This window comes from Devosia enhydra (assembly GCF_900119845.1).
Lineage (GTDB): Bacteria > Pseudomonadota > Alphaproteobacteria > Rhizobiales > Devosiaceae > FPKU01.
In genome coordinates this window covers 1-19,338 of record NZ_FPKU01000003.1, presented here as the reverse complement: position 1 = coordinate 19,338, position 19,338 = coordinate 1, and the positions used below count along the sequence as shown (strand labels likewise).

The 19,338-nt window shown below is 67.0% G+C and carries 21 protein-coding genes; 8 read left to right on the top strand and 13 right to left on the bottom strand.

Annotated features, from left to right (window positions below):
- Positions 1-83: 83 nt before the first annotated feature.
- Both BT183_RS14800 and BT183_RS14795 read right to left on the bottom strand, forming a co-directional pair.
- Positions 84-1,571, bottom strand: coding sequence for a M81 family metallopeptidase (locus BT183_RS14800; protein WP_072344957.1), 1,488 nt, complete (start codon positions 1,569-1,571; stop codon positions 84-86).
- A gap of 28 nt (positions 1,572-1,599) precedes the next feature.
- Positions 1,600-2,634: a succinylglutamate desuccinylase/aspartoacylase family protein gene (locus BT183_RS14795; RefSeq protein ID WP_072344954.1), complete on the bottom strand. Its 1,035-nt coding sequence runs from the start codon at positions 2,632-2,634 to the stop codon at positions 1,600-1,602.
- A 95-nt stretch (positions 2,635-2,729) separates the two neighbouring features.
- On the opposite strand from BT183_RS14795, the gene BT183_RS14790 reads away from it, so the two are divergent.
- Positions 2,730-3,908, top strand: a complete 1,179-nt coding sequence (locus tag BT183_RS14790; RefSeq protein ID WP_072344951.1) for a mandelate racemase/muconate lactonizing enzyme family protein — start codon at positions 2,730-2,732, stop codon at positions 3,906-3,908.
- Positions 3,909-3,978: 70 nt separating this feature from the next.
- On the top strand, positions 3,979-5,043 hold the full coding sequence (dusA, locus tag BT183_RS14785; protein ID WP_072344948.1) for a tRNA dihydrouridine(20/20a) synthase DusA: 1,065 nt from the start codon (positions 3,979-3,981) through the stop codon (positions 5,041-5,043).
- On the opposite strand, the gene BT183_RS14780 is transcribed toward dusA, so the two are convergent.
- Together BT183_RS14780 and BT183_RS14775 are read right to left on the bottom strand one after the other, a co-directional pair.
- Entirely contained in the window at positions 5,004-5,690 is a 687-nt protein-coding gene (locus BT183_RS14780) for a retropepsin-like aspartic protease family protein (protein WP_177282570.1), read from the bottom strand. The genes dusA and BT183_RS14780 overlap by 40 nt on opposite strands.
- Before the next feature lie 83 nt (positions 5,691-5,773).
- Positions 5,774-6,604, bottom strand: coding sequence for an adenosylcobinamide-GDP ribazoletransferase (locus BT183_RS14775; protein WP_084603577.1), 831 nt, complete (start codon positions 6,602-6,604; stop codon positions 5,774-5,776).
- Between the two features lie 63 nt (positions 6,605-6,667).
- Between BT183_RS14775 and cobT the strand changes: the two genes are divergently transcribed.
- Complete coding sequence (cobT, locus tag BT183_RS14770) at positions 6,668-7,702, top strand: nicotinate-nucleotide--dimethylbenzimidazole phosphoribosyltransferase (protein WP_072344941.1); 1,035 nt, start codon at positions 6,668-6,670, stop codon at positions 7,700-7,702.
- A 29-nt stretch (positions 7,703-7,731) separates the two neighbouring features.
- On the opposite strand, the gene BT183_RS21180 is transcribed toward cobT, so the two are convergent.
- The gene (locus tag BT183_RS21180) at positions 7,732-9,261 is read right to left on the bottom strand and encodes a sensor histidine kinase (RefSeq protein WP_072344938.1); all 1,530 of its coding nucleotides are present in this window, start codon (positions 9,259-9,261) and stop codon (positions 7,732-7,734) included.
- Between the two features lie 12 nt (positions 9,262-9,273).
- On the opposite strand from BT183_RS21180, the gene BT183_RS14760 reads away from it, so the two are divergent.
- Both BT183_RS14760 and BT183_RS14755 read left to right on the top strand, forming a co-directional pair.
- A complete protein-coding gene (locus BT183_RS14760) occupies positions 9,274-9,954 on the top strand; it encodes a thermonuclease family protein (protein WP_084603576.1) in 681 nt (226 codons plus the stop codon).
- Between the two features lie 96 nt (positions 9,955-10,050).
- A complete protein-coding gene (locus tag BT183_RS14755; protein ID WP_072344932.1) occupies positions 10,051-10,530 on the top strand; it encodes an Lrp/AsnC family transcriptional regulator in 480 nt (159 codons plus the stop codon).
- Between the two features lie 23 nt (positions 10,531-10,553).
- On the opposite strand, the gene BT183_RS14750 is transcribed toward BT183_RS14755, so the two are convergent.
- Together BT183_RS14750 and BT183_RS14745 are read right to left on the bottom strand one after the other, a co-directional pair.
- A complete protein-coding gene (locus BT183_RS14750) occupies positions 10,554-11,036 on the bottom strand; it encodes an SRPBCC domain-containing protein (protein ID WP_072344929.1) in 483 nt (160 codons plus the stop codon).
- A 24-nt stretch (positions 11,037-11,060) separates the two neighbouring features.
- Positions 11,061-11,420 carry an ArsR/SmtB family transcription factor gene (locus BT183_RS14745; protein ID WP_072344926.1) on the bottom strand — a complete coding sequence of 120 codons (360 nt, stop codon included), beginning with the start codon at positions 11,418-11,420 and terminating at the stop codon, positions 11,061-11,063.
- A 376-nt stretch (positions 11,421-11,796) separates the two neighbouring features.
- On the opposite strand from BT183_RS14745, the gene BT183_RS14740 reads away from it, so the two are divergent.
- Positions 11,797-12,123 (top strand): DUF2934 domain-containing protein, encoded by a 327-nt coding sequence (locus tag BT183_RS14740; RefSeq protein WP_072344923.1) that lies wholly within the window; start codon positions 11,797-11,799, stop codon positions 12,121-12,123.
- Between the two features lie 4 nt (positions 12,124-12,127).
- Here BT183_RS14740 and treY read toward each other — a convergent pair whose 3' ends face one another.
- The 4 genes from treY to BT183_RS14720 form a co-directional block, all read right to left on the bottom strand.
- Positions 12,128-14,776 carry a malto-oligosyltrehalose synthase gene (treY, locus tag BT183_RS14735; RefSeq protein WP_072344920.1) on the bottom strand — a complete coding sequence of 883 codons (2,649 nt, stop codon included), beginning with the start codon at positions 14,774-14,776 and terminating at the stop codon, positions 12,128-12,130.
- A complete protein-coding gene (locus tag BT183_RS14730) occupies positions 14,773-15,048 on the bottom strand; it encodes a hypothetical protein (RefSeq protein ID WP_084603574.1) in 276 nt (91 codons plus the stop codon). Before BT183_RS14730 ends, treY begins: the two co-directional genes overlap by 4 nt.
- Positions 15,035-15,730, bottom strand: coding sequence for a Crp/Fnr family transcriptional regulator (locus tag BT183_RS14725; RefSeq protein WP_072346215.1), 696 nt, complete (start codon positions 15,728-15,730; stop codon positions 15,035-15,037). The genes BT183_RS14730 and BT183_RS14725 overlap by 14 nt, the downstream gene beginning before the upstream one ends.
- A gap of 138 nt (positions 15,731-15,868) precedes the next feature.
- The gene (locus tag BT183_RS14720; RefSeq protein WP_143145833.1) at positions 15,869-16,300 is read right to left on the bottom strand and encodes a hypothetical protein; all 432 of its coding nucleotides are present in this window, start codon (positions 16,298-16,300) and stop codon (positions 15,869-15,871) included.
- A 178-nt stretch (positions 16,301-16,478) separates the two neighbouring features.
- Between BT183_RS14720 and BT183_RS14715 the strand changes: the two genes are divergently transcribed.
- Together BT183_RS14715 and BT183_RS14710 are read left to right on the top strand one after the other, a co-directional pair.
- On the top strand, positions 16,479-17,168 hold the full coding sequence (locus BT183_RS14715; protein ID WP_143145832.1) for an HdeA/HdeB family chaperone: 690 nt from the start codon (positions 16,479-16,481) through the stop codon (positions 17,166-17,168).
- 183 nt (positions 17,169-17,351) lie between these two features.
- The gene (locus tag BT183_RS14710) at positions 17,352-18,119 is read left to right on the top strand and encodes a Crp/Fnr family transcriptional regulator (protein ID WP_084603572.1); all 768 of its coding nucleotides are present in this window, start codon (positions 17,352-17,354) and stop codon (positions 18,117-18,119) included.
- Positions 18,120-18,130: 11 nt separating this feature from the next.
- On the opposite strand, the gene BT183_RS14705 is transcribed toward BT183_RS14710, so the two are convergent.
- On the bottom strand, positions 18,131-19,012 hold the full coding sequence (locus BT183_RS14705; RefSeq protein WP_072344911.1) for an N-acetylmuramic acid 6-phosphate etherase: 882 nt from the start codon (positions 19,010-19,012) through the stop codon (positions 18,131-18,133).
- Positions 19,013-19,022: 10 nt separating this feature from the next.
- On the bottom strand, positions 19,023-19,338 hold a 316-nt coding region (locus BT183_RS20790), incomplete at its 5' end, for a hypothetical protein (protein ID WP_210185491.1).

The following is a 19,338-nucleotide window of genomic DNA, read 5'->3' as shown; positions in this document are numbered from 1 at the left end:
CTCTGACGGCGCACCGGCAGATCCGGGGCGCGGGCGCAAACGGGATTCCGGCGTTCGCCGGAACGACGGTCGAGGCTTTGGCACTAGCCCCAGTAGATCACCGGGGCAGGGGTGAAGGTGACATCGGGGTCGAGGGGATACATCGGGCGCGCGCAGATGGTGTGGCCGAGGCTCTTGAGGTCGGCGGAGGTGGCACCCGGCGCATCTATGTTGAAGTTCTTTTCGGCCCAGGCTTCGAACATGTGGTGCTCGGTGTGGGGCGACTTGACGACGATGAGGTCGTAATCGGGCGGGTTGCAGCCATTGGCGTAATACATGGCGCGATCGAAGAGGCTGATCGACTTCGAAAAGACGACGATGGTGAAATTGCCGAAGGTGAGGACGGCGGTGGGGCCGGCATCGAGCGGGGTCTTCATGGTCTCGAGCCGCGCCTGCCCATCCGAGAGGAGCTTGACCCGCGCGGTTACCGGCATCGGGGTGTAGCGGCCCGTGTCGATGGCGCCGCCCAGCGTAACCGAGATGGTGGCCCCCACGCCCGCTTTGTGGGCGGCGGCGGCAGCGGCGGGATCGACGATCTGGGCCAGCACCTTGCCTTTGTAGCTGGCCTTTTCGAGCGCGGCGATGATGGCGTTGGAATCGCCCGTGGCGCCCGAGGAGGTGGCATCGGCGGCATCGGTAAAGATCAGCGGACCCTTCATCGTCTTGGCCTGGGCGATGGCGCGATCGAGCCCGATGAGCTTGCCCTGCATCCGGAAGCGCTGGGGCCAGAATTCCTCGGCCAGCCGCACTGCCTCGCGCTGGGCGGTCTCGGCATCGCCGTCGGTCTGGACGATGACCTGGGTGCAGAGCTCGGGCACATCGGTGAAGGGATTGCCGATCATGATGCCGGCGGCCACCGCCGTGCCGTCGCGCTCGATGCGCTGGCATTCGCGGATCAAATCGCCATAACAGCCGATTGCGGTGATCAGTTCATCGCCCCGCACCAGGGCCGGGACGACGACGCGGGCCAGCACCGGGCGGATGCCCTCATCGAGAATGCGCAGCAGGAGCTTTGCCGCGCGCATGCCGGTGTCGGCGAAATCGACATGCGGGTAGGTGTGGTAGATGGTGATGCCGTTGACCTGCCGGATCATCCTGTCGGTGAGGATGCCATGCAGGTCGAGCGAGATGACGATAGGCTTGTCGGGCCCGGCCATGCGGCGGATCTCGGTGAGGAGCCAGCCCTCCGGGTCGAGCTCGCCTTCGGCCCCCATGGCCCCATGCAGCGAGGCATAGATGGCATCGGCGCCATCGATATGGGGGGCGATCTCGGCAATCATCTTTTCGGACAGCGTCTTCCAGCCCTCGGCCGAGAGGATGCCGGCGCTGCCGGCCCGCGCCGCGATGGTGGGGATGAGGGTGATGTCCTCACGCGCGTCGAACACCGAGAAGGCGCCGCCCAGCTCGGTATTGAGCCCGCGATGCCGGTAGAAGGCATCGCCGGTATAGACGAGGAAATTCTCGAAGCCCGAGGGCAGGGGATTGAAGGAGGAAATCTCCTGCTTCATGTCCAGCATCAGGATCTTGGGCATGGCTAGGGCTCCGCGCGAAAAAGAGGGGTCAGGACCAGTCGTCCGAATAGTCTTCCATCACCACCGAGACGGAATCGCCGCGGGTGACGCGGCCGGGCCCTGCCCCCATCCACAGCACGCCGCTTTTGGCGTAGCGCAGCTCGATGGGCGGGGTGTCGACATCCTCGACGAAATGCAGCCAGCCAGCGATCTCACCCGCCTCGACATCCTGCCCCACATCGTGGGTGGGCTCGAAGAGGCCGGTGCGGGGTGCAAACACATAGGCTGACGGATCGCGCACCTGCATGTGGCGGGTCGTGGTCGAGCCATCGCGCTGGACGGTGTCGGGTTCGCCCTCGATGACGCCCATATGCTTCAGGATATTGTCGATGCCGCGCCGGCCGATGCGCACGCCCTCGATATTGACGCGGCCCCAGCCGCCAAGCTCGGTGCCGAGCGAAATGATGCCGCGCCGCTCGACGCAGGAGGTGAAGGTGGCCCCTTCGTCCACCCCGGCAAAGACGGTGTTGAAAGGGGCGCCGAACGCGGCCGCGGCGGCCATGGTCTTGTCGCGCATCACCGGGTCGGCGAGGTAGTGCATGTTGGTCGAGGGTGCCGAATCGGCCGAGTGGCCGGCCGTGTGCATGTCGACCGAAATGTCGGCCATAGGCAGGATGACGCTGTCGAGGAAATGCGCCAGCATCTGCGAGAAGGTGCCGCGCGGATTGCCCGGAAAGCAGCGGTTGATGTCCCAGCCATCGATGGGGGAGAGGCGGGTATCGGTCTGCACGGCCGGCATGTTGACCGCCGGCATCATGATCACGCGGCCCTGCACGCGGGCGGGATCGAGGCTTGCGGCAAGGCGCGAAATGGCGATCTGCCCCTCATACTCGTCGCCATGCACGCCCCCGGTGAGCAGAACCGTGGGTCCCGTGCCGTTCTTGACCACGATGATCGGAATTTCGATCGTGCCCCAGCCGGATGTGTTGCGCGAGAGCGGCGCGCGGCAATAGCCGGCCTGCCGCCCGTTCTTGTCGAAATCGATCGGACACCGGATCCGGCTCGTATTGTCCTGCACAGCCACCCGCGAAACTCCCTCACAGCGCTTGAATCGTATGATTGTATACTATATCGCTTGGTGTCAATATCGCCATTGAGCCGAGGCCTAAGGAGTTGACGATGCCGGTTACGCCCCCCCGAGCGCTTGGCCCGATCCGGATCGAGAAGATCGTCGCGGCGCCCCTGTTCGGCGAGAGCCCCAAGGGGGGGTGGTCTAACGAGATCCGCGCCGAGGATTCGATCCATGCGCTGATCGCGGTGCACACCGATGCGGGCATCATCGGCTATGGCAGCTGCTTCACCGACGGACGGCTGGTGGAGGCGGGCGTCAAGGTGCTCGAGCCGTTCTTTCTGGGCGAGAATGCGCTGGAGCCCGAGCGCGTCAGCGAGAAGATGCACCAGAACACCTTCTGGATGGGGCGCGGCGGCACGCTGACCCACACCATCTCGGGCATCGACATCGCGCTGTGGGACATTCTGGGCAAGGCCACCGGGCTCTCGATCGGGCGGCTCGCCGGCGGGCGGCACCAGGAGCGGGTGATGCCCTATTGCTCGCTCTTAATGGAAGAGCCGGGGCTGATGGCCGAGGAGATCGTCCGCTATCGCGAGCAGGGCTTCCGCGCCTTCAAGATCGGCTGGGGTCCGTTCGGGCGGCGCGACGATTTCAGGCTCGACGAGGCCATCGTGGCGGCCGCCAAGGGCGCGCTGCCTCAAGGCGGCAAGCTGATGGTGGATGCAGGCGCCAGCGACGCCTATTGGCCCAACGGGCTCAAATGGGCGCTGCGCACCGCCGACATGCTTGCGGCCCATGATGTGGCGTGGTTCGAGGAAGCGGTAAAGCCCGACGCGCTCGAGGATTTCATCACCCTGCGCAAATCGAGCCGGCTGCCGATCGCGGGCGGCGAGGTGCTGACGCGGCGGCAGGGCTTCATCCCGTTCCTGACGCAGGGCGCGTTCGACATCGTGCAGCCCGACGTGACCAAAGTGGGCGGGCTTTCCGAGCAGCGGCGCATCGCCTGGCTCGCGCAGGATTTCGGCGTGCGCTATGTCGGCCATGGCTGGAATACGGCGCTCGGCATTGCCGCGGACCTGCAGCTGGCCACCGCGCTGCCCAATGTCGACCTCGTCGAATATATCGGGGGCAGCGCCTATGTGGACCAGATCATGGCCACCCCGTTCTCGCTCGATGCAGACGGCATGCTGGCCATTCCGGATCGGCCGGGCCTGGGCGTCGAGCTCGACCCCGATGCGGTGGCGCGGTTCTCGCCGGTGGCGAAATCGCTGTTCTCGCGGGAGTGACCCCTGCCGGCACGGGCAAGTGAGCGTGCCGCAGGTTCCGGTTTTGCCGAGGATGGTATAGGGGAGGCGCATGCAGCCCCATATCGCCCCAGACGGCGCCCCCTCGCGCCACAGCCGCCTCGCCCGCTCCCGCCGGTTCTCCGTCGCCCCGATGATGGACTGGACGGATCGGCACTGCCGGTTCCTGCACCGGGTTTTGTCGCGCGAGGCGCTGCTCTTTACCGAGATGGTGACGAGCCCGGCGGTGATCCATGGTGACCGCGAGCGGCTTCTGGGCTTCGATTCGGCCGAGCATCCGGTGGCGCTTCAACTGGGGGGCTCTGACCCCGAGGAACTCGCCGAGGCGGCGCGGATCGGCGCGGATTTCGGCTATGACGAGATCAATCTCAATGTCGGTTGCCCGTCCGACCGGGTGCAGTCGGGCCGGTTCGGGGCGTGCCTGATGGCAGAGCCCGAGCTCGTGGCGCGCTGCGTTACGACCATGAAGGCCGGCGTGGCGGTGCCGGTGACGGTCAAGTGCCGGCTGGGCATCGACGAACAGGATATCGAGGCGCCGCTCGACCGGTTCGCCGACCTGATGGTCGGGGCGGGGGTGGACGCGCTTTACGTGCATGCCCGCAAGGCCTGGCTCAAGGGCCTTTCGCCCAAGGAAAACCGCACCATTCCGCCGCTCGACCATGGACGGGTGTATCGGCTGGCGGCGCGACTGGCCCCGCTGCCGGTGATGATCAATGGCGGCATCGAGACGATTGCGCAGGCAGAGGGGCATGTGCGCCACTGCTCGGGCGTGATGCTGGGCCGTGCCGCCTATCACGACCCCATGCTGCTGGCCGAGGTGGATGGCGCGCTGTTCGGTTCATCCGGGCCCGCCCCGACGCTCGAAGCGGTGATAGCGGCGATGGCCGACTATGCCGAGGCCCAGCGCGGGCAGGGCGTGCGCCTCAACCAGATCAGCCGGCACATGCTGGGCCTCGCCAATGGCCGGCCCGGCGCACGAAAATTTCGGCAGATGCTGAGCGTCGAGGCGGCGCGCCGCGATGCCTGCCCGCAATTGCTGCGCGATGCGCTGGCTGTGCTGGGACCGGCTGTGCCGGCTCAGCCCTCGAGCTCGAGCGCGTTGGAGCTGACCGAGTAGCGCCTGAGCGTCTCAAGGAAGCTCATGCCCAGAAGGCTGGTCTGCAACGCGCCATCCTCGGCTACGAAGGCACGGACGCGGTTTCGGGCGATGCCGCCCACATCGACGCGTTCGAGAACAATGCTGGCCGCCCGGCCGGTGCCGTTGGCGGTCGAGACCGGGACGTTGTAGCGCAGCGCATCGACATCGATGCCTGCGGCCTCGGCATCGGCATGGGTCAGCACCACGGCGCTTGCCCCAGTATCGAACAGCAGCGTCATCGGCGCGCCGTTGACCGAGGCATCCACGAGGAAATGCCCGTCGCGCCCGGCCCGGAAGGTGACGTTGCCGGTCGTCTGGTCGATGATGGCGCGGCCCGGCATCAGCTCGCCGAAAACGCGCGCGGCGGCGCCCTGCAGGTCATCGCGATAGGAATAGCCGACGAGCACGACGGTGAAGATGCCGCCCCAGGCGAGGAGGTTGCCCACCATCTCGCCCAGCCGCTGGCGACGGCCGAAGGCGCCGCCCGCAAAGACGATGAGCAGGATGACAAGGGGAATGAGCGCGCCGGTCTGCTGTTCGGTCAACCCGACATAGCTGCCGGCATCCGAACTGATGACGAACGCCAGCCCGACCGCAACGAGCAGCGCCACACCGATGAAAAGCACTGCGTTGAACTCCGGCCTCACACTGTGATTCCAACATAAAGGCATGGTTGGGCGGCTTTTCAAGCGCAGGCGCGCAACGGTGATCAGGCGAACAGCAGGAAGGCGGTAAAGATCGCCAGTTCTGCCAGCGCCTGTGCCGCCCCCACGAGATCGCCGGTCTGCCCGCCGACGAGGCGATGGCAGGCCAATCCCCAGGCGAATACGGCGCCTGCTGCGAAGACCACGCTGACGATCAGCGGAATGAGGCCGAGCGCCGGGCCGACCAGCAGAAAGCCGATGCCGAGGGCGAAGATGAGGCCGATGAGGAGCGGCGTGCGGCGCGGCTGGCCGGCGCTCGCAGAAGCCCCGTCGCGGCGCAGCGGCGGCAGGGCATGGGCGAGGAAGAGCCCGATCGAGCGCGCAAGCACGCCCGCCCCGAGCCAGAGCGCGGCCGATTCGAGCGCGTTGCCCGAGGCGATGGTGCCCAGCGCGACGAGCTTGAGCACGAGGAGGAGGCAGAGGGCCGCGACCCCGAAGGTGCCGTGCCGGCTGTCGCGCATGATCTCGAGGCGCCGCTCCACCGTCATGCCGCCAAAGAGCCCGTCGGCGGCGTCAGCCAGCGCATCCTCGCTCATCGCGCCCGACAAGAGCAGGTGCAGCCCGATGGCGAGGCCTGCCGCAAAAAGGGGGGGCAGGCCGAGAAGCGCCAGCATGAGGAGCAGAAGGGCCGGGACAAGCCCGATCAGGAGGCTGGCAAAGGGCAGCCCGAGCGCAATGCGGTTGAGGTCGGGCGGCAGGTGGGGGCTGTCCCCGGTCGGCAGGCGGGAGAAAAAGCGCAGCGCCATGATGACGTCGTCGCGCAGGCCGAGTGCCGTTTCTCCCAGCGTCCTGTCGTCGCGGGGCGGCTCGCCACGGGTTGGTACGTCGTCGTTCAATTGCTTTTCGTCCGCGTCCGGTCCATGACGCGACTGCTCCTAGCACAAGGTCGAGCCCCTGACATGAATGCCAGCTCCACTTCTCCCCTGCCGGCGCCCTATGCCGATATCTTCGAGCTCATCGCCTTCGGTCCCGAGGGCAATGCGGAGGCCGAGGCGGCGGTTCGCCGGCGCGATGCGCTCCTGACCAAGCCGCAGGGCTCGCTGGGGCGGCTCGAGGACATCGTCGCCTTCCTCGCCCGCTGGCAGGGCAAGCCGACCCCGACGCTCGACAACCCGATGGTTGCGGTGTTTGCCGGCAATCACGGGGTGACGGCGCAGGGCGTTTCGGCCTATCCCGCCGATGTCACCGCGCAGATGGTGAAGAACTTCACCGATGGCGGGGCAGCGATCTCGCGGATCTGCATCCAGCACGAGCTCAACCTCAGGGTGTTCGAGCTGGCGCTGGAACTGCCGACCGGCGACATCACGGTGGAGCCGGCGATGGACGATCGCATGTGCGCGGCCACCATCGCCTATGGCATGGAAGCGATTGCCGGGCGGCCCGATCTCGTCTGCATCGGCGAGATGGGGATCGGTAACACCACGGTTGCGGCGGCGCTGCTTGCGGGGCTTTTCGGCGGCACTGGGGCGGACTGGGTGGGGCGCGGCACGGGCGTCGACGACGCCGGGCTCGCGCGCAAGGCAGAGGCTGTCGACCGGGCGCTGGCGCTGCATCGGGCCGGGCTCACCGATCCGCTCTCGACCCTTGCACGGCTCGGCGGTCGCGAGCTGGCTGCCATGCTGGGCGCCATCATCGCGGCGCGCCACCACAAGATCCCGGTGATCATCGATGGCTTTGTTGCGACGGCCGCAGCGGCAGTCGCCCATGCCATCACGCCATCGGCGCTAGATCATTGCCTCTTCGGCCACCGCTCGGCAGAGTCCGGGCACGCGCGGGCGCTCGAGGCGATGGGCAAGGCGCCACTGCTCGATCTCGGCATGCGGCTGGGCGAGGGGACCGGAGCGGCACTGGCGGCTGTGATCGCCAAGACGGCACTCAACCTGCACACGAGCATGGCGACCTTCGATCAGGCCGGCGTAAGCGGCAGGGAGTAGGGCGGCGGAATGCCCCCGGAAGGGACCGTTCAGCGGGCCTCTGAATAGATCCGGAGGCCGCGTTCGGTCTCGACGACCGGCGCCAGCGCATCCATCACGCGGGCGCGGGGGAAGGTCGCGATCACCTCCGTGCCGAAGCGCACCTTGGAGAAGAGGTCGAAGCGACCCTGGTGCAGCTCCATGATCTTCTGGACGATGGGCAGGCCGAGCCCGGCGCCCTGTTCGGCGGTTTTCTGGGCCAGCGAGCCCTGGCCGAATGAAGAGAGCACGGTCTCGATCTCCGATTCGGGGATGCCGGGCCCGTTGTCGCGCACCGCGACCAGTTGGCCGCCATCACCGCTGCGGGTGACCACAAGCGAGACCTTGCCGTGCTGGGGCGTGAATTTGACGGCGTTGGACAGGAGGTTGAGGATGACCTGCCTGATGGCGCGTTCGTCGCCCCAGAGGCGCGGCAGGTTGTTGCCGTAAGACACTGTGAGTTCGATGCTCTTGGCGCGCGCCTTGAGCTCGATCATCCGCCGGCAATCTTCGGCGATGTCGACAAGCGACACGACTTCCTCGTTGAGCTCGTATTTGCCCGCCTCGATGCGTGAGAGATCGAGGAGCTCGTTGATCAGGTTGAGCAGATGCTGGCCGCTGGCATGGATATCGCCGGCATAATCCTTGTACTGCTTGACCTTGTGGGGGCCCAGCAGCTCGGACTTCAACACCTCCGAAAAGCCGATGATGGCGTTGAGCGGCGTGCGCAGCTCATGGCTCATGGTGGCGAGGAACTGGCTCTTGGCGATATTGGCCTGCTCGGCATGGCGGCGGGCCTCCTCGCTCATTTCCTGCGCTTCCTCGAGTTCGGCGATCAGCGCATCCTTTTCGGCCTGGTGCATCACCGTCTCAAGCTCGGAGGCGTGCAGCTGGCGGGCGAGGTAGACAAAGAAGATCTCGCCCCCGATGGCCAGCGCCGCCAGCGACAGGTTGAGCGTGCCCCCTAGCCCCGCAAGGGTGATGGCGACCGTCAGCGCCACCGGCATGGTCGCCATCATCGTGGCGGCGGGCAGGGTGCGGGTCGACACGGCATTGGCGGCAATGCCCACGAGCGCCATGGCAAAGAGCGCGACGGCGAGGTTCTGGTCGGGACCGGCAAGGCTCATCAGCGCGAGCATGGCCCAGGCGATGCCATAGGCGGTCTCGGCCGTGACGAAGCTGGTGGTCCAGCGCCAGGCGTTGAAGCGGCCCGGCTCGATGCGCTTGAACCGCCGGCAGAGGAGAACCACGGCGCAATTGGCGCCGATGACGAGCAGGGCCCAGACCCCGGCGAGCAGGGGCGGCACCCAGAGGCTCGAAAACGCCGCCAGGATGATGATCAGCACCGGCATGGCGAGCGCGCCCGAGATACGGGAGCGGGCGTATTCGTCGAGCAGTTCGAAATCGAAGGCGGCTCGCGTGCCTGAACTCGAGGTCAGGCGCTGCCGCGCCTCCGCGACGGCCTTGTGCGAACGCCTGCGCACCTCGCGGCCGGAGGGAAGGCGTGCCTCGGCAGCTTTTTTAGCCGTTTCGAGCGGCATGCGGCGGGACTCATGTTACGCGAGAACACGGCCGATACGCTGGCCGAGATACCAAGCCCGACCGTAGCTGCGGCGTGGTTAAGGGAGGGTGAAGCACTGGCCCGCAACTTCTACCGAAAGCCGGGCTTCCCGCGGCGAAACGGCCGGCGAAGCCTCATCCGCCGCTTGGCGCCGATCGCGGCTCTGGCTCTCGTCGCGCTCGCCGCTGCGGTGCTGGCGCCGCCGCCCGACCGGATCGAGGGGCTGGCGCGGGCGGCCGATGGCGATAGCCTCGCCATCGGAGGCGAGCGGGTGCGGCTTGTTGGTCTCGACGCGCCGGAGCGCGACCAGATGTGCAAGGACGGCGACGGCAGGGACTGGGCCTGCGGCGCCGAGGCCTTGCGCCGGCTGTCGGCGTTGGTTTCTGCCAGCACCACGCTCTGCGAAGGCGATGAGCGGGACCGCTATGGACGGCTGCTCGCGACCTGCACCGTGGAGGGGCGGGATATCGGCCTCGTTCTCGTCGCCGAAGGGCTGGCGCTCGATTCGGGGCCTTATGGGGATGCGGAACGGGCGGCGCGGGCCGACCGGAAAGGCATCTGGGGCGGGGAATTCGTGACGCCGCGGCGCTGGCGCGACGAGGGACCGGAGGCCATGGCGGCTGAAAGCTGGCTCGATCGGCTCATCGGCTTTTTCGGCCAGTTGACACGGTGATACACAATCCGTTGAATGCGCTCGCGGTACTATTTTGCGCCGTTGGGGCGGTTTGGAGCCCTCCTGCGCAAACTGATTTCATAAGGCCACGGACAATTGGACAAGATCGACAGAAAAATCCTCGCGCTGCTCCAGAAGGATGCGACCATCCCGGTGGCTGAGATCGGGCGCAAGGTCGGGCTCTCAACCACGCCCTGCTGGCGACGCATCCAGAAGATGGAAGAAGACGGGGTGATCAAAGGCAGGGTCGCGATCCTCGACCCCACCAAAATCAATGCAGGCGTCACCGTCTTCGTCTCGGTCAAGACAAATGAGCACAATGAAGTCTGGATGCGCAAGTTCGCCGCGGCCGTCGAAGAGTTCTCGGAAGTCGTCGAATTCTATCGCATGAGCGGCGACGTCGATTACCTGTTGCGCGTGGTTGTGCCCGATATTGCCGCCTATGACGCGTTTTACAAGAAGCTCATTTCCAAGATCGCGCTCACCGATGTGAGCTCGTCCTTTGCCATGGGGCAGATCAAGTACACCACGGCCCTGCCGCTCGAATTCGCGATTCTCTCGGACGAGGAAAAGTAGCGGGCGCGGACGGCTGCTGCGGGTCAGGCCGGCGTTTCGGCTGCGATCGCATCGAGACGCTGGAAGCCGGCCTCCATCCCTTCGGTCATGCCGCTAAAGAGCGCGCCCTCGCGGGCCTTTCCGCTTGCATAGGTGATGGTCTGGATCATCTCGGTGCCGCCCGCGACGGGCTCGAGGGCGATTTCGACCAGCGCCGGGCCGCCCGTCCAGTCCTCGTCGAAGAGTTCCGAGCTCGCGAGGCGGTACGGCCGCTCAAGCGCCGTGAAGGTGCCGGTAAGGCCCATGGTCGCGCCGCTCTCCTCCTTGCGCCATTCATAGCGATAGGTGCCGCCGATGCGCGCATCGACGGTGCAGACCGGCATGGTCCAGCCCGGTGGGCCAAGCAGCCAGCGGCGCAGCAGCGCTGGAACGGTCCAGCAATCATAGATGAGTTGCGGCGGGGCGTTGAAGCTGCGCCGGATGATGATGGCACGATCGCCATCGGGCGTTGCGGTCAGGGCGGACATTGGCAAGGCTCCTTTTCGAAGACGTCAGTTCTGGCTGTCGCCCGGTCGCGGGCCCGCCTGCAATTGGGAGAGAAGGCCGTCGAGGCGCTTGAAATTTGCGTCCCACACGGCGCGGTAGCGTTCGAGCCAGCCGGTGGCCTCGGCGAGCGCTTCGCCCTCGATCCGCGCCGGCCGCCGCTGCGCATCCCGGCCGCGCGAGATGAGGCCGGCCCGCTCGAGCACCTTGAGATGCTTGGATATCGCCGGCTGGCTCATCGCGAAGGGCTCGGCCAGCTCGGCAACGGAAGCCTCGCCCTCCATCAGCCGCGCCAGAATGGCGCGCCGCGTCGGATCGGCAAGGGCGGCGAAGGTAAGGTCGAGGTCGGCGGTCACTGCATAACCCATCAGTTAATAAACCGATTAGTTATGCAATAACCTGCGTCTGTCAAGCCCCGTGATTTCTGCAATCAGGAGGGGGAGAGAAGGCGCGCCAACGGGCGGGACAGGGGCTCGGCTGCCACTTCGTTGGCCGGAGCGGGAAACCGGAAAAACCATCTCCGTTCCCCATGCCGCCGCGTCCGGTTGACGCGCGGCGCGCCTCTCTGAGTGTGAAATCTAGCCAGCGTCATCTGGTTGCAGGGAACCGCCATTCTTATGCGCTGTTGTGCTCGTGTGACGGGCATGGGCGCCGTGCGGCAGCCGCAGGGCCCGGATATTGACAAGGAGGGCGCGGAGCCCGCTAGCTTGGGCTCCGAACTCCACAGGAGGAAAGGACACCGCGATGGGGCAGGCCTCGGACGAGGATATTCGCAGACGCGCCTATGATCTCTGGGTGGCCGAAGGCCGTCCGCATGGCAGGGATCGCGACCATTGGGACCAGGCGGCACGGGAGCTGGACGCCACCCCGGCCGCTGAGCCCGCGACCGGGAAGGCCGCGTCGCGCAAGCCCAAGGCTGCGATCGGCACCATGCGGGCGACGGCCGAACCCGCCGCCGAGGCTGCGATGGAAGAAATCGCCTCCGAGGCGGCTAAGGGTACGGTAGAACCCGACGAGCCTGCTGCGGCAGCGGCGCCCAAGAGCCGCAAGCCGCGCGCACGCAAGGGCTGAACCCCTATCGGGCGGACAGCCCGACCAGCACCGGCAGATCGGCCGGAAGCGTCAAGGGCAGCGTGGGATCGGACGGTCCCGCGCCAATGATCGTCTGCCAGGTCGTGCCCTCGAACGCCTGAGGGGTCGAGAGCTTCAGCCCTTCGAGATCGCCACGCCATGGCCAGAGACCAGCCATGACGAGGAGGCTCGTCTCCTCGTGCCTGCGGATGAAGGCGAGGCAGCGCCCGGGCTCGCCGCCTTCCACTACGACAGGCTCGTAACTGCCCGAAACAAAGAGCGCGGGATGACGCTGACGGAGGCGCAGCAGGGTGCGGGTGAGCGCGTGCTTTCGGGCAGCGAAGCTCGCGCCGTCGCCGCTGCCCAGGCCTGCGAGCCGGGAAAAATCGACCGGAAGCCGATTGTCGGGATCAACGAGGCTCTGGTCGCCCGCTTCGGCCCCGCGATAAATGTCCGGCACGCCTGGCACGGTGAGCTTGAGGGCCGTGAGCAGCATTGCATTGGCAGCGCCCGGCTTCCCAATGCGGGCCAGGAGCCCGCGCGTCAATTCGAAAGCGCGATTGCCCGGCCGGTCATCGAGCAGATGACGGATGAGGGCGGCGAGGCGGTTTTCGTACTCGGCATTGGGCGCGGTCCAATGCGTGTGGCTCCTGGCCTCGCGCGCCGCCTTTCGCGTTGCTTCCACCAGCCGGTCGCAGAGCGTTTCGGGGAGACCGGTGGTCGGCTCGTCCATCGGCCAGACACCGATGAGCGATTGCAGCACATAGGCCAGCATTTCGTCGTCGATGACAGGGGCTCCGGCGGCGGCAAGGCTGGCGCGCATGTTGGCTAGGGTTTCCGACCAGTCCTCGAGAAGGCCGCTCAGAACCGCGATGCGGGCGCGCGCATCCTCGCCGCGCTTGCTGTCATGGGTGCTGGTGGCGAGCAGAGATTGCGGATGGTTGTTGGCGGTCGCGGCATTGAAGCGGTGGAACCAGCCGATACCGGTATGGAAACGGTCTGGCCGCGCCCCCACATCGTTGAGCGAGATCAGCCGCGCATGACGATAAAGCGCGGTATCTTCGAGCCCCTTGGCCATGGCGGGCCCGCTCAGCTGGCCGAAACGCCGGGCGATTTCGAGGCTGGCACCGTCGGCGATGTCACCAAGTGCCAGTGCCGCGACAAAGCGCAGCGCGGCAGGGTCGAGCGTCGGATAGAGCCGCTGCGCTTCGGCGCGCGCGGTGGCGATGGCGGCCCTGTCGAACGCAGAGACGCCTGACTGCCCCGGATAGATGCGATAGACCGGCATCGCCACGAGCAGGGCTTCGAGGGCCCGCTTGATCGCGCCGAGCGAGAGATCGGCATGGGCCGGCTGCTTCTGCCCGACACGGTGCATGAGCCGCGACAGCCGCAGGCATTCGGCCTGCATGTCGGCAGCCAGCATGTGATGCTTGGCCTCGACTTCGCGCTCAACGAAGGATGACGCATCGCCCGTGAAGGCTGCATGGGCGCGCGACAGCTGCGCCTCTCCGGCGGGGTCGGTGAGCAGCGCGATCATCCCGGCGGCGAACTCATAGCCCGTCGTTCCGGCCACCGGCCAATCGGCGGGCAGCGTCTCGTCGCCGCTGAGGATCTTTTCGACATAGATCGGCACGGGGCGGGGACAGGCAGCGGCAAGCTGGGCGAGATAGCCCGCCGGATCCGCCAGTCCGTCGACATGATCGACGCGCAGCGCATCGACCTGTCCGGCCGCGACGAGTTCGAAGACGAGCGCGTGGGCAGCGGCGAACACCTCCGGCCGGTCGATGCGGATGCCGCCCAGATCGTTGACGATGAAGAAGCGCCGATAGTTGAGCGCTTCGCCTGCTGCGCGGAAGGACACGAGCCGGAAATGCTGGCGCCCGAGAAGACGCGCCAGCGCGCCATCGGCCTTGCGGTCGGCGGCGATGTCGGCAAGCACGGCCTCGAGCGCTGCCAGGGTCGGACCATCGCGCAGCGCATCTGCGAGATCCCGCTTCGCGTACGGGGCCGTGGCCAATGGCTCGGCCGCAGTCTCTATGGAGCCGAAGGATCGTGCCAGCGCACCCAGCCCGGCGCGGTCGAGAAGGCCGGCATAGCTGGGGGGCGCGAGGGGGAGCTTGTGGGCCTCATGGGCCCAGGCGGCGATCTCGCCATGCCCGGCATCGAGCCTGAGCGTGATCGCGCCCGCAGCCAGTGCGCCCGCAAAACCATCGCCGAGCACGGGCACCATCACCGTGTCGCGCAGGGCGGGCTCGCCGCTCTCCCAATCCACGTCGAACCAGCGCGCGCCCTCACCACGCCGACCCCATTCGAGCAGGTCGAGCCACCTGGCATTGTCGCTGCCCCCGATGCCCATGTGGTTGGGCACGATATCAAGGAGAATGCGAAGGCCCGCCGCGTGAAAGACCTCGACCATGCGGTCAAAGCCTTCGCGGCCGCCCAGTTCCGGGTTGATGGTGGCATGATCGACCGTGTCATAGCCATGGGTCGAGCCCTTGCGGGCCGTGAGAATCGGCGAGAGATAGACGTGGCTCGCGCCGAGGCCGGCGATGTAGCCTGCCTGTTGAGTAGCATCGGCGAAGGTGAAATCCGCCGAGAGCTGCAGGCGATAGGTGGCGAGCAGCGCGGGCTGCCGGCTGGACTGAGTGGTCAATTCATGGCCTGTTCGATCTGAGCGACGACCCAGGGGGCCACGTCCTCAAGGGTGGGAAAGATGGGCGGATCGACGACGCGCAGGCTGCTGCACGGCCCGAAGCCGGCCTCGAGATACCAGCCGGGAATGGCGCCGGTGTCTTCTTCGGTGACCTCGATCAAGACGGCGGCCAGCGCGCCATCGCAGAAGACCAGGTAGCCGATGCGGCGTGATCCATCGTTGAGGATCTCGCGCGCCTCGAGGGCGATCTCCGGAGGATCAGCGGGGTTCATGATGCAGGTGCAGGTACCGGGGATCGAATTCTGCCAGGCGCACGAGCCGATCCCAGTCGAGGATCTGCACGTCCGGCGTTCGCCACACAACGACGCCGCTCTGCCTCAGTTCCTGCACGATGCGATTGACGTGCACCGGCGTGAGCCCGAGCGTATCGGCGAGGTCGGTCTGGGTCAGCGGCAGCTTGAAACGCAGCTCCGAGGCCTCGTTGACGGCCTCTAGCCTGAGGTAGAGTTCGCAGAGCAGATGCGCCAGCTGGCCGAGGGCCGGCATGCGGCCCATGCTGACGATCCACTGGCGATGCATCGAGCCATCCATCAGCGTACTCAGCCACAGCACGCGGGTGAGGTGGGGGAACTGCTCGGTGATCGCCTTGAGGCGCGCATGCGGCACCACGCCGAGGCGGCAGGTCGTGAGCGTCGCCACGCCGTGATCCATCACCTTGAGCGGAAAGCTGTGCAGGTCGACGAAATCGCCGGTGACATGAATGGCTGTGATCTGCCGCTTTCCATCGCCCAAGAGATTGTAGCGGCAGGTGACGCCATCGAGCACCAGCGTGCTGTCGGTGGGGCGGTCGCCTTCGCGCACAACGTCCTCGTGGGGGCCGAGAACACGTACGCGCGCGACCGCCTCTTCCAGAACCGCGCGCTCCTCAGCCGAGAGGCTGTCGCGGCGTTCCATCTTGAGAATGAAAGGGTTCAAGGTCTCGCTCCCGGGGGATGGGGCCAGAACCCGGGAGGCGAGCGGAAGGTTCCTGCGCCTGAAGCTTGCGCCGCAGTCGACCGGCCTTGCAGGGGGTTGCTATCGGGCGCGACCGGGTCAGGACGGGCTTGCGTGCGGCCGTGGCATCGGCCCGGAACTGAGTGGGCGCGCCGGTATCGCACCGGCCGAGGGGCGGGCCTGTCGCAGCACGGCGCGTGCCTTCTCAATTGAGACCATCGTGGTGTTGAGCGCGCGGGCCGTGTCGAGCAGGCGGCCCGACCCGGCCACATCCTCGGGCAGGCTCGCCATCTCGGCTGCCAGAAGGCTCTGCTGATGGGCCACGTTCTGCGCGAGGGTCTCGATCTCTTCCTCGATGCCGGGATTGTAGCGTCCGCTGGCGGCGGTACGGCTGGCAATTGCAGTCAGGCGCACTGCGGCGGCCTGCCACGCGCCGATCTGGCGGTTGATGGGCAGAACAAGGCGCAAAGCCTGACGGGTGACCCGCACCTCGTCACGCATGGCCCGCTTTCTTGGTGTCGCTTCGGTCATGACCATGTCCTCCAGGGGAGCCATTACTGTGCGAGTTGCGGCGAGGCGCGGCACTAACACTTGTTAAGCCCGTTGAATTCGGTGCTCTCGCCACGGCCGGAACTCTCGGCGCTTCCATGGATTGTTGTGGGCATCGGCGGCACGGCCGCGACGTCACGATGGCAGGAGGTTCACGACGATGCGCAGATCCATGATATCGGTCGCTCTGGCGGCTGGGGCCCTGTTGGGCGTTTCAGCCCCAGCATTGGCGCAGCAGGCGGCGGCGGGTTCACCCGCTGAACTGACCTGCGCGGATCTCGAGGGACTGACGCCGGCGCATGCCGCCGCGCTGGTCTATTACGTCGCCGGCTATGTGGAAGGCGAGCGTGTGGGTGATGCTGCGCCCGCGACCGGAAGTGCGGCCACGCCGGGCAATGCCATGGATACCTCCGCTCCGGCTATGCCCGAGGGCACGGCGCCGGCTGTGGGCGGGCTCACCCTTTCGGCCCAGGCCGTCCTCACCGCCTGCGATGCAAGCGCGGATGCGCTCCTCGCCGATCTCATCGCGGACCAGGGAACGGACGCTGAGGCTAGTGGGCAGACCGATGCGACCGGCACGGCTCCGGGCAATGGCATGGCAGCGCCCCCGGCAGGCGGGACATCGACGCCGGCCAACAGCATGGCCCCTGCCAACAGCATGGCCCCCGGCAATGAGGGCGCCCCGGCCAATTCGGCCGCCCCAGCCAATTCGGCCGCCCCGGCTGAGCCCGCGCCCACCAACACCACGGCACCTGCGCCGGCATCTACCCCGGCCAATGATGCCGCGCCGACGAACGCAATGGGCGCTCCTGCGGCTTCTACCCCTGCGCCTGCCAACAGCGCGCAGTGACCTGTTCGACCCTTCCCGGAAACACGCGGGAAGGGTCGGGCTACTAATCCATGTTAATTCGGCAAATTCTGAAATCCGCCATGGCTTTATCGGCCACGCGTGACTGACGACAGGACGCGGGAGAGCGTCAGTCTGCGGCGTGCTGCCTGAGAGGCCGCTGCATTTCTCTCTTTCTGGACAAAAGTGCTAGGCGACCTGACATCCGATTTCATCGCCGCGCCGTTCATGCGCAGGCTCAATGCGCTTGTCGGACTATCCGACGATGACAAAAGCGCCATCCTCGATTCGCTCACCGACGCGCGCACGGCGCGTCCGCGCGCCGATCTCCTGCGCGCCGATGACGTGATCGATGGGCTGAGCGTGGTGCTCGAAGGGTTCGCGTGCCGCTATAAGCTGCTTCCGGACGGGCGCCGCCAGATCGTCGCCTTCCTCGTGCCGGGCGATTTCTGCGACCTGCGCGTGCTGGTGGTGGAGCGGGCAGACCATGCGGTGGCTGCCCTTGCGCCAACCACCACGGCCTCGATCACCCGGGACAGGCTCCTTTCGCTCGTCAATACGCGCCCGCGGCTGTCGCGGGCCTTGTGGTGGTCGACGCTGGTCGAGGACGCGATCCTGCGCGAATGGCTGGTCAATGTGGGGCAGCGCGCCGCGATCGAACGCGTTTCGCATCTGCTCTGCGAACTCTATCTGCGCCTCGAAGCGGTAGGGCTCGCAGCCGATGGCCGGCTGGAACTGCCGGTCACCCAGTCCGAACTGGGCGATGCGCTGGGGCTTTCGACCGTGCACATCAATCGCACCCTTCGCGAATTGCGCGGGCAGGGGCTGCTCGAGACCAACGGCAAATCCTACTTCATTCGCGACCTGGCGCGGCTGGCGCGCGTCGGTATCTTCTCGCCCGACTATCTGAGGGTGGGCCGCGACCTGCTCGAGCCGCGCCCCGACCGCTACTGAGCCGGATCGGCTCAGCCCTGCATGGCGCGGCGCAGATTGCCGCCCGCGGCTGCGACGAGCGCCTCGGCGCCGGACCGATCAAGCCCCTTGGCGAGCATCACGGTTGCGAGCTTGATGCTGTCGCCCGATGCCGCGAAGGCCTTTTCGGCTTCGGCTTCGCTGGCGCCCGTGAGGCGTGCGACCATCAGGATGGCGCGATGGTGCAGCTTGATATTGGTGGCGCGCATCTCGACCATGAGGCCGGAATAGACATAGCCGAGCCGCACCATGACGCCGGTCGAGAGGCAGTTGAGCGCGGCCTTCTGGGCCGTGCCGGCCTTCATGCGCGTCGATCCGGCGATGAGTTCGGGGCCGGTATGAAGCAGAATCGGAATATCCGAAATCGGCACCATGGCCGCGCCGGGATTGCAGAAAATGCCGATCGCGAGGGCGCCGGTTTCGCGCGCCATCTCGAGCGCGGCGATGGCAAAGGGCGTGCGTCCGCTGGCCGCAACCGCGATCACCACGTCGTTTGCGGAGAGGCCGAGCCCTGCGAGCGCTTCGCGGGCGGCAGGCCCGTCGTCCTCGGCGCCTTCGGCGGCGTGGGTGAGCGCGGTTTCCCCGCCCGCCATCACCGGCACGGCGCGCTCATAGGGCCAGTTGAAGGTGGGCGGCAACTCGGCCGCGTCCTGCGTCGCGATGCGGCCAGACGTGCCGGCGCCGACATAGATCAGCCGGCCGCCCTGTTCGAGCCGCTCGGCCGACCTTTCGATGGCTTCCGCGATGCTGGCGGATGCCGCCTTGACAGCTGCGATGGCCGCGAACTGGCCTTCGACGATGCCATCGACCAGTTCGGCGGGCGACCAGTCCTCGATGCCGGAAAAGCGGGCGGATGCGGTTTCGGTGGTCGACATCGATGGCCTCTCAGGCAAGGGTATCAAACGCGATGCGCGCTGCCGCCAGCGCCGCATCGATCTGCGGATAGGTTGGAGGACCCGGCAGGTTGGCCGCGATCGCCGCCTTGATTGCCGGATGCAGCAGGACGACGCCCCCGACAATGGCGACGGGCTTCTGGCCGGCCCGCGCGATCAGCGCCTGTGCGAGCCTGGCAATCTCGGCGCCGGCCTCGCTCATCAGCTGAAGCGCCACCGGGTCGCCCTCATGGGCCGCCTCGGCCACGGGCTTGGCCAGCGTGCCGATCCTGCCGCGATCGGTGCCATAGATGAAGCCCTTGACCACA

Coding starts and splice junctions, on each gene's coding strand:
- BT183_RS14800 (WP_072344957.1), bottom strand. CDS start 1,571: ATGCCCAAGATCCTGATGCTGGACATGAAGCAGGAGATTTCCTCCTTC.
- BT183_RS14790 (WP_072344951.1), top strand. CDS start 2,730: ATGCCGGTTACGCCCCCCCGAGCGCTTGGCCCGATCCGGATCGAGAAG.
- dusA (WP_072344948.1), top strand. CDS start 3,979: ATGCAGCCCCATATCGCCCCAGACGGCGCCCCCTCGCGCCACAGCCGC.
- cobT (WP_072344941.1), top strand. CDS start 6,668: ATGAATGCCAGCTCCACTTCTCCCCTGCCGGCGCCCTATGCCGATATC.
- BT183_RS21180 (WP_072344938.1), bottom strand. CDS start 9,261: ATGCCGCTCGAAACGGCTAAAAAAGCTGCCGAGGCACGCCTTCCCTCC.
- BT183_RS14760 (WP_084603576.1), top strand. CDS start 9,274: ATGTTACGCGAGAACACGGCCGATACGCTGGCCGAGATACCAAGCCCG.
- BT183_RS14750 (WP_072344929.1), bottom strand. CDS start 11,036: ATGTCCGCCCTGACCGCAACGCCCGATGGCGATCGTGCCATCATCATC.
- BT183_RS14745 (WP_072344926.1), bottom strand. CDS start 11,420: ATGGGTTATGCAGTGACCGCCGACCTCGACCTTACCTTCGCCGCCCTT.
- BT183_RS14740 (WP_072344923.1), top strand. CDS start 11,797: ATGGGGCAGGCCTCGGACGAGGATATTCGCAGACGCGCCTATGATCTC.
- BT183_RS14730 (WP_084603574.1), bottom strand. CDS start 15,048: ATGAACCCCGCTGATCCTCCGGAGATCGCCCTCGAGGCGCGCGAGATC.
- BT183_RS14725 (WP_072346215.1), bottom strand. CDS start 15,730: ATGGAACGCCGCGACAGCCTCTCGGCTGAGGAGCGCGCGGTTCTGGAA.
- BT183_RS14720 (WP_143145833.1), bottom strand. CDS start 16,300: ATGACCGAAGCGACACCAAGAAAGCGGGCCATGCGTGACGAGGTGCGG.
- BT183_RS14715 (WP_143145832.1), top strand. CDS start 16,479: ATGCGCAGATCCATGATATCGGTCGCTCTGGCGGCTGGGGCCCTGTTG.
- BT183_RS14705 (WP_072344911.1), bottom strand. CDS start 19,012: ATGTCGACCACCGAAACCGCATCCGCCCGCTTTTCCGGCATCGAGGAC.